10 protein-coding genes and 1 rRNA gene are annotated in these 8738 nt (G+C 51.6%); 5 read left to right on the top strand and 6 right to left on the bottom strand.

The window, feature by feature from the left end; all coding sequences use genetic code 11:
- Positions 1-124: ribosomal RNA gene (locus tag ACFQI7_RS35375) — 16S ribosomal RNA — on the bottom strand; the annotation flags it as partial.
- Between the two features lie 574 nt (positions 125-698).
- Here ACFQI7_RS35375 and ACFQI7_RS35370 point away from each other — a divergent pair.
- From ACFQI7_RS35370 to ACFQI7_RS35355, 4 genes are all read left to right on the top strand, one after another.
- A complete protein-coding gene (locus tag ACFQI7_RS35370; RefSeq protein ID WP_218102890.1) occupies positions 699-1457 on the top strand; it encodes an ABC transporter ATP-binding protein in 759 nt (252 codons plus the stop codon).
- Positions 1454-2683, top strand: a complete 1230-nt coding sequence (locus ACFQI7_RS35365; RefSeq protein WP_218102891.1) for an ABC transporter permease — start codon at positions 1454-1456, stop codon at positions 2681-2683. Before ACFQI7_RS35370 ends, ACFQI7_RS35365 begins: the two co-directional genes overlap by 4 nt.
- Before the next feature lie 76 nt (positions 2684-2759).
- Positions 2760-3722: an alpha/beta hydrolase gene (locus ACFQI7_RS35360; protein WP_230415660.1), complete on the top strand. Its 963-nt coding sequence runs from the start codon at positions 2760-2762 to the stop codon at positions 3720-3722.
- A gap of 171 nt (positions 3723-3893) precedes the next feature.
- Positions 3894-4382: an HPP family protein gene (locus ACFQI7_RS35355; RefSeq protein ID WP_218102892.1), complete on the top strand. Its 489-nt coding sequence runs from the start codon at positions 3894-3896 to the stop codon at positions 4380-4382.
- 41 nt (positions 4383-4423) lie between these two features.
- Here ACFQI7_RS35355 and ACFQI7_RS35350 read toward each other — a convergent pair whose 3' ends face one another.
- From ACFQI7_RS35350 to ACFQI7_RS35340, 3 genes are all read right to left on the bottom strand, one after another.
- Complete coding sequence (locus ACFQI7_RS35350) at positions 4424-4846, bottom strand: thiol-disulfide oxidoreductase DCC family protein (RefSeq protein ID WP_218102893.1); 423 nt, start codon at positions 4844-4846, stop codon at positions 4424-4426.
- A 64-nt stretch (positions 4847-4910) separates the two neighbouring features.
- Entirely contained in the window at positions 4911-5705 is a 795-nt protein-coding gene (locus tag ACFQI7_RS35345; protein ID WP_218102894.1) for an alpha/beta fold hydrolase, read from the bottom strand.
- 191 nt (positions 5706-5896) lie between these two features.
- Positions 5897-6805, bottom strand: a complete 909-nt coding sequence (locus ACFQI7_RS35340; RefSeq protein ID WP_218102895.1) for an S-layer homology domain-containing protein — start codon at positions 6803-6805, stop codon at positions 5897-5899.
- Positions 6806-7132: 327 nt separating this feature from the next.
- On the opposite strand from ACFQI7_RS35340, the gene ACFQI7_RS35335 reads away from it, so the two are divergent.
- Positions 7133-7270 carry a hypothetical protein gene (locus ACFQI7_RS35335; RefSeq protein WP_218102896.1) on the top strand — a complete coding sequence of 46 codons (138 nt, stop codon included), beginning with the start codon at positions 7133-7135 and terminating at the stop codon, positions 7268-7270.
- Between the two features lie 118 nt (positions 7271-7388).
- Here ACFQI7_RS35335 and ACFQI7_RS35330 read toward each other — a convergent pair whose 3' ends face one another.
- Positions 7389-8045: an amino acid ABC transporter permease gene (locus tag ACFQI7_RS35330; RefSeq protein ID WP_218102897.1), complete on the bottom strand. Its 657-nt coding sequence runs from the start codon at positions 8043-8045 to the stop codon at positions 7389-7391.
- 26 nt (positions 8046-8071) lie between these two features.
- The gene (locus ACFQI7_RS35325; RefSeq protein WP_218102898.1) at positions 8072-8734 is read right to left on the bottom strand and encodes an amino acid ABC transporter permease; all 663 of its coding nucleotides are present in this window, start codon (positions 8732-8734) and stop codon (positions 8072-8074) included.
- Positions 8735-8738 lie beyond the last annotated feature (4 nt).

The following is an 8738-nucleotide window of genomic DNA, read 5'->3' as shown; positions in this document are numbered from 1 at the left end:
ACAGGCAGGTTGCCTACGTGTTACTCACCCGTCCGCCGCTAGGGTCCGAAGACCCTCGCTCGACTTGCATGTATTAGGCACGCCGCCAGCGTTCGTCCTGAGCCAGGATCAAACTCTCCATTAAAGTGGCTCCCATCACCCGAAGGCGATGTTCGCTATCAATGTAAGCTGATTAAGCTCAAAATTTAAAACTGGCGAGAATTTTCATTCTCTAATTCACTCACTCGTTGTTCAGTTTTCAAAGGGCAATTTGTTTCACTGTTGCTTGATTCAAGTATTTCATCAATCGGCTTGTCTTAAACAGCCGGAAAATCAATGTACCACATCTCGCATCAGCTTTGCAAGTATTTATTTTTCCAAAGCAACTTGCATTTGTTTCGTTGCTTCGCATCAACGCGACAGCAAAAACTAATTTACCACATTTGCTTACCTCATTGCAAGTTCTTTTTTTTCCAAACCGAGGGGACGAACCCGCAGAGTGCAGAAATTTTTGAACGACTGCATCAGGCAGCGAAAAATAATTTATCACATATATGATTAACAATGCAAGTCTTTTTTTTACCAACTTGAATTTGTATCCCTTCTGATACGAAGCGGCAGCATTTCGCCGGTTGTTTTGCCGAATAAAGCGCAAAGGATCAGCTCTTTTTCATTTCATCCTAAAAAAAGGTAAAATAAGCATTGAGGTGATATGACGAATGCAGTTGCAATCAAAGCCTTTATTGGAAGTCGAACGGCTGACCGGCGGATACAGCCGGCAAAGGCCTGTATTACATCAATTGAATTTTTCCGTCCACGCCGGGGAAATGGTCGGTTTGATCGGACTGAACGGCGCCGGCAAAAGTACGACGATTAAACATATTTTAGGGCTGATGCAGCCGCATACGGGCGAAATCCGCTTGAAAGGCCGAACAATACAAGACGATCCGACGGCATACCGCCGAACATACGCCTATGTACCGGAAAGCCCCCTGCTATATGAAGAGCTGACGGTGCAAGAGCATATCGAGCTTGCGGCGATGGCCTACGGCATGCAGCGGGAACATTACGAGAGCCGCTCCGCCGCGCTGTTGGAGGAATTCCAAATGTCGGCTTACGCGAACCGCCTATCCGCTCACCTGTCCAAAGGGATGAAGCAGAAGGTGATGATCATGAGCGCTTTTCTCGTCCGGCCGGAGCTGTATATTATCGACGAGCCATTCCTCGGCCTCGATCCTCTCGGCATTCGCTCATTACTTGAGCTGATGGTCAAAGTGAAAGAAAGCGGCGCTGCGATCTTAATCAGCTCTCATATTTTGACGACGATCGAAAAGTACGGAGACCGCTATTTTTTGCTGCAAAAAGGGAAGCTGACCGCAACCGGGGATATGGAAGCGCTCCGAGCCCAAGCCGGCATGCCGGAGGCCTCGCTTGACGACGTATTTTGCAGCCTGGTCACCCGGGGTGAGCAAAGTTGACGGAGCTGCGCATGGATGTCGGGCAATTGTGGAACAGACGGACCAAACAATTTCTCATGGAAGTACGGCCGTACATCGGTTACGCGCTGCAGAGCGCATCATTAGCGCTTGTCTTGGTCATGCTGGCCGGCACTTATTTTTACACGCGGTTTCTTAACCAAGTGCCTCCCGAGTTTCCATTATTGCAGGTAGCGGCGCTCGTGCTTTGGCCCTTTTTGGCCGTTTGCCCGATACGCACTTATTTGAAGGACGCCGATTTGATGTACTTGCTGCCTCTGGAAACGGAGCTTGCACCTTACATGCAACAAGCAGTGAGACGCGCTTTCTTAGCTCAATCACTGCTTCTGCTGGCCGTCTGGATGATCTTATGGCCCATGTACGCCGTTGCTGCGGGGAGCGACACCTACCGTTTCATTTATGTGCTCGCTATGCTTCTTATTGTAAAAAGAGTGCTGCTCGCCGTTCGTTGGCGGGAACTTCAACTAACGGAGCGGCCCCCTGTGATCTTATTCACACTATTGCGTTTCGTTGCATCGGCCGGCTTCGCATATGCCCTCATGAATTTGCCTGTAAGTTGGAGCGCCTTATCAGTATCCGCCGGGCTGCTCATTTATTTGGCAATCGGCCAGTTAACCGGCCGGCGCAGCCTGAATTGGCACGGATTGCTTGCGGCGGAACTGAAGCACCGCTCCTTTATCCTAAGGCTGCTGAATTTATTTATCGATGTGCCGGGCATTCACGGCCGAGCCCGCGCGCGGCGCGCGCCGCGTAAACTGCTGAACCTGGCAGGCGGACGCCGTTTTGCTCCCGATTCCACTTATGGCTTTTTGTACAGCAGAATATGGCTGCGCTCCGAGTGGTTCGGCATCACGGTGAGATTAACGTTGATCGGTGCACTGCTGACCGCCGTTTCGTCGGGTCCGCTGCTCCCCGCAGGGGTGATTTTGTTATTCGCCGGAATCGCCGCCGTTCAGCTCAAGGAGCTTCAGCAAATGTACCGGCATTCCGATTGGTCTTATATTTATCCGCTGCCGCCGGGGCTACAGGATCGATCGGCGCGAACCGTACGATTTCGGATTCATGTCGGCGCCATGGTCGTCCTGTGCCTTCCCGGTCTATGGACACTGCCGAACCCGTTTTATGCGTTGGCCGCGTTTGCCGTAGGATGTCTACTATCCCTCTGGTACCATTATCGACCATCCAAAAGCACCCAAAGAAACAATTAAGTCTGTCGCGGTGTCTGAACTTGTCGTATAATGGGGAGTGCCTTTTTTGTAAATCCGGAGAAAGAAAGGAAATGCGATGATGAGACCTACCCCTGCAATTTCCAGAGCGCCGAGACGGCGCAGCGGCCGCCTTCATATCAAGCCGTGGCTGTGGACACTGCTTGGGCTTATCTTAGTTGTGATATTAGCGTGCGGCGGCGTCTCGACCTATGTAGGGTGGAAGCTTACCCATACGACACCGAAGCCGCTCGACGATTCCCCCGACCGGCATGGGCTCGTCTTTGATCAAATTCAGTTTGAAAGCCGTCAAGACCGGCTGCAGTTGAAAGGCTGGTACTTGCCGGGCAAACCAACGGAAGACAGCACGATCAGAAAACCGAATATTATTATGGCCCACGGTTACGACAATAACCGCCTGCAAAAAAAAGCCGAAGCGCTTAATCTTGCCAAAGAACTGGTCGACCGCGGTTACAACGTCATGATGTTCGACTTTCGTCATTCCGGCGAATCGGAAGGATCGCTGACTTCGGTCGGTTATTTCGAAAAGAACGATTTGCTCGGGGCCGTTGACTGGATGAAAGCCAACCACCCCGGAACCATAGCGCTGCTCGGGTTCTCGATGGGCGCCAGTACATCTCTTATGGCTGCAGCGGAGGAGCCGTCGGTTAGCGGTATCGTTGCCGACAGCCCGTTTAATCATTTGGGCCGATATTTGGAGGAAAATCTTCCGGTTTGGTCTCATTTGCCGAACTTTCCGTTCACGCCGATGATCATGGCCATTTTACCGCGATTGATTGACATGGACCCAAACCAGGTAGACGTCCTATCCGCAGTAGACCGCGTTTATCCGAGGCCGGTGCTGTTTATACACAGTACGGGAGACGCGTCGATTCCTTACCAAAACAGCGAATCGATGTGGGAGAAACACAAAGATAAATTTCAACTGTGGAAGCCGGCAAACGAAGGGCACGCCCGCAGTTATCCGGCTTACAAGCAGGAGTATTTGGAGAAAATCACCCGGTTTTTCGAGGGACTGTAGCTCGCGTGTTTGAATGAAAACGCCATTTTCCGATCGCTAGCAGCTGTCGGAAAGGCGTTTTTTTTTGGAAAATTGGGATTGACGCCCGAACTCGGACCAGTGTATTATTTTTGAGGCCGCTTCTGTAAAGCCTAATCTACCGCTAATGTGGAAATCGAGGACATTTCGAGGATGGATATCAAGACCGTTGCTATCGCACTTTATCTTCTTCTGATCTATTGGCTCTCTCAGAGCTTTCCTACGCTTAAGCCTTTATTTTACCCTACGCTCGGGGCTTTTTCTTATTTGTTCGTCAGTCGGGCGTTTGCAATGAAAGACTTGATGAAACTTGTAGCTGGTGCGGGTGCCGCATCGGCGATCGGCTCACTGTTCTACGCGATGCATGCCGGGCTGTGGACTTTTCTCGTTGCCTGCCTGTGCACGATCCTTGTTATTCGCAAGTTTCATTTGAACGCGCCACCGATACTGGCTGTGTCGCTTATTCCGTTCTTCTCGCAGCCTACATATTGGTGGGTGCTGCCTCTGTCGGTAACGGCTTCGCTATCGGGACTGCTGGTCATACTGTTGTTAACGGAATTAATCACGTATGCTATTAAAAAAAGGCTGTTCAAGCCTGCATCTGCCGCATCTACCGAGAAATTAAGGAACCCTGCTCAATAAGGGAATGGGAATGCATTCATCTTCGCTTGCACGAATTACTACTAGAGAAACCGCTCCCGTTCTTGAGGATTGGGCAGGAGGCAAGCGTCCGTACGTCCAAACCAACGATACCGGTTGCGGGCGATCCAGTTGTAGACCCCGTCGCGAAGTCGTCCCGGAACGATCATGAAGCCGTAGCATAACGGCCAGGCGCCATCCAGCCTGCGCGCCACCTCTAATGCAGCGGCTGAACGGGTGAATGTGCGGCCGTCCGCGATCAACACGAACGTATCCAAATTGTCCGGATCACGGCCTTGCTCCGTAAGCAGCCGTCTTCCCGCATCCGATTGAATCGCCGTAAACCGAAATCTTCCGCCGCGATCGCGAGGGATAATGAACTGTACCGCCCGGTTGCAGAAACCGCAGCTGCCGTCGTACAAAATAACCGGATGCCCCGCGATGGTTTTCGCTCCATTTTGCTCCATACGTCACCGCACCTCCCCTTTTCTTCATTGTACCTTAACTTATGTAAGCAAAAAAGAGCGGCCGTTACAGCCGCCCAATGAAATCGAGAATAATTTTGGTAAGCTCACCCGGCGCTTCCATCATACTCATATGACCGGCACCGTCGATGCGCTTTTGTTCTATTCGTTCCCCGCTCACGGAAAAAGCCCGTTCCAGCGGAATGATTTGGTCGGCGGTCCCGGCTACGAGCAGCACAGGCACCGCAGCGGCGGATAATACGTGGTTGCGGTCCGGCCTCGTCCGCATGCCTTCCAGCGTCGCCACCGCCCCTTCCGGATTCGTGCCGAGTCCGATATCCTTCGCTTTACGAACGGCTTCCGGCATCGTCTCCACATGAGCCGGTGCGAATAGTTTCGGTATGAGACCGTCCAAAAATGTCGGCAGTCCCTGCTGCTTAATCGTCTGCTGCGACTTCAATCGGCCTTCCTTCCCTTTCTCGTCGTCAGGAAACGCCGTCGAGTGAATCAGCCCGAAACCGAGCAGCTTGTCCGGATATTTCTCCGCGAATGCAAGCGTGGCATAGCCGCCGAGCGAATGACCGAGCAGCACGACGCGCCCGGTATCCAGCGCATCCAAAAGCGCGGCGGTATCGTCGGCAAAATCGTCCATGCTGTATTGTTGCTCTGCGCGTGCCGACGACCCGCCGTGCCCGCGCAAATCGGGAACGATAACCCGGCACCCTTGGGCAAGCAGCGGAACGACCTCGTCCCAGTAAGCGGAGCTTCCGCAAAATCCGTGCAATAGCACAACCGGTACCCCTTCGCCTTGATCCGAATACGCGATCATGCCTCCGTTAATTTCTTTATTCTGCTCATTCATTTTGCTCACTCCGTTTCTGCCTTGATATACAACGTAGTATACCCTTTTTACCCGAGATTGTCCTCGTTGAACCTGATTGAGCCGAGCAACAGCAAAAGTGTAGAAAGCAAAATGCGCACACAAAAAAGGCTTTGCATCAGCGAGTGCCCTGCAAAACCTTTTCCATTCGCAAGTGAGGGGGAAGGGATACCTTAATGAAGTAGTGCTGCTGCCGGTTCGGTCTCCACTTTATATTTGGATGAAACGTACGTTTCCGCCTTCGGCTCCGTAATGACCTGGGCGTTCATGCTGTCCGGTGCCGGATCGCTCACCGTATAAGTAACAACCGCTCGTCCGTTCTGCTCGAATCGAATGCCGGTAATCTCAATCCCGTACCCGGCCGTCGGTTTCTCTCCGCGGGACAAAATCACTTTGTTCACGTCGTCCGTCACTTTTTCAATGCTAACCTTAATCTCCTCATGTTGAACGGGCTGTTTGTGCGATTCCACAAGCTTGATCGCATTATACAGCCAGACGGCCGCTTCCCCGCGGCTCATTTCGCGTTTCGGATTAAACTTGCGGTCCTCGCCGAGACTTGTAATTTTATATAACAGCAGGCGCTGCACGGAACCGTTTATTTCTGGAGTCACTTGATCCTCGTCGGCTATCTGAATATACATCTTGATGGTTGGAAAATCGCCTTTCTTCTCAATGGCGTGCACCAGCAGATCAGCGAATTGCTCGCGAGTCATCGTACCGTTCGGATCGACGTCCTTCGGAATCGGCAGACCGTTCAGCTGCGCGATAATAAAGGACTGCGCATACCACGCGTTGTTCGGCACTTTGGTGAAATAATCGGACGCCTCCGGCTGCTTAATGAACCTCATGTTATCGATGTTAAGACCAAGCCCCTTGACGATCATATGAACGCTTTGCGCGTAGCTGACTTTTCCCATCGGAACGAAATGATTATCGTCAATACCGCTAATAACGCCGCGGTCTTTCAGTGACATGACCGGAGCTTTCTGATCGCCTTCCACGTCATTAAATGCAAGGACGGAACCGCCCGTTAAGCTGCAAAAGAGCGCCGTTGCAGAAACCATCGTGATCCATTTTTTCATATGATTTTCCACCTTTCACGAGTGAAGTTGTATGCCATTGCGCATTGGCATTGTTCTCCGGAGTTACTTTCTAAACGCGCTTGCTTTCCAAAAGGTTGCAGAAATAATAACGCCAACTTATAAAAAATGATATAAACGCCGGTTTTGTTAGGAAAAGGGCATTTTTTCGCTTATGATGACGGATGTGGGTAGCTATATTCGAAGAAAATAACGAAAGTGATCGCAACGCCAGGCATCGAAGGCTTGCAGGAGACCGTAAAACAACGCTCTCTTTTAAACGGATAATTGCTTCGGTCGAATGGAACGATAAGCTTGGAGGTGAGTGCGATGGCAGGAAGAAACAACAAACCGGACAACGACGGGCCGGCAAGCTCCCCTTCCCGGTTGGATCAATTCGGGGACAAGCTCGCCGAGGACACAGCGCCTCGAAATCGGGATGCTTGCGAAACCGAGAAGAAGAAATAAGTCATGCCACTACGATACCCGGCAGTCGGCGGTACAACCCCGCGCGCGCCGGGTATTTTCATTTTCATTTCCAAGCAAAAAAAGAACCATCCGAACTTTGGTTTCGGACGGTTTGGTTTTATACATTCCTCGCTTCCAGTCGTCTGGCCACGATCGAGAGCACGAAATTGACCGTAAAATAGATTAGCGCGGACATGATAAAGATCGGAATGACCCAGTTCGGGTTCACGGCGGCGACAATCTGCGTATTGTGCATCAGCTCCGCCAGCACAATGACGGTGGCAAGCGAAGTATCTTTGAGCAGCGAAATGAACTGGCTCACCATTGGCGGCACCATCCGCCGCAGCGCCTGGGGAAGAATGATATGCCACAACGCCTGCACGTAGGTGAGGCCGGACGAACGCGCCGCTTCCATTTGCCCCTTCTCGATCGACATTAAACCGCTGCGCACGATCTCCGCAATCATGGCCGCTTCGAATACGGTCAACGCGACGATAGCCGCATACTCGGCGTTTTGAAACATTTTCAGCCCGATCTCCGGCAGCGCGAACCGAGTGAAAAAGATAATCAGAAGCAGCGGCAAGTTGCGGATGACTTCCACAATCACCGCCATCAATTGCGACAGCACCGGAATACGGGCATAGCGCAGCGTTCCGGCAAGCGCCCCGATAACAAAGCTCAGAATGATGGATATAAAAGCAACCTTGAGCGTAATATAGAGCCCTTTCATCAAAAAGCTCAAGTTGTCCGCCGAGTAAGCGCCGGTAAAGTCCATATCCGTTCCCTCCTTTCGATCCCGCCTCAGGCTTTAACGGCCATTCTTTTTTCCAAATAGCGCACCCCGAAGCTGATCGGCAGCGTCAGCACCAAATAAAACAGCGCTACAAAAATGTACACGCTGAACGTAACGAACGTTTGCGTCGAAATAATATCCGCGTAGTACATCAGATCGAGTCCAGCCACGACCCCGAGAATGGACGAATTTTTGACCAAGTTCAAAAACTGGTTGCCGATCGGCGGAATGACGATTTTGAACGCCTGCGGCAAAATAATAAACCACATGGCTTGCGAATACGTCAGCCCGGATGAGCGCGCCGCTTCCATCTGACCCTTTGGTACGGCCTGAATGCCCGCCCGGATCGCCTCGGCTATGAATGCCGCGGTGTAAACCGTCAACGCAATCGTACCGGATTGAAACCCGTCAAGCGGCAAGCCAAGCGTCGGCGATGCCAAAAAAAACAGCAGCACGATGAGCAGCAGCGGAATATTGCGGATAAATTCGACGTATATCGTCCCAAGCCAATTGAGCGGCTTGAACGGTGCAATCCGCATAACGGCGATGATTGTCCCCAGAATGAAGCTCGCCACAAGCGCAATCAAGCTGACTTTCACAGTATTTTCAAAGCCGAGCATGTACGTATCCCAATGCTTGGTCAAAATATCGAAGCGCAATTTATCGAACATGAGC

Source organism: Paenibacillus allorhizosphaerae (assembly GCF_042659105.1).
Classification (GTDB): Bacteria; Bacillota; Bacilli; order Paenibacillales; family NBRC-103111; genus Paenibacillus_G; species Paenibacillus_G allorhizosphaerae.
Note: the sequence above shows the minus strand (reverse complement) of the source record. Positions and strands in the feature narration are given on the sequence as shown.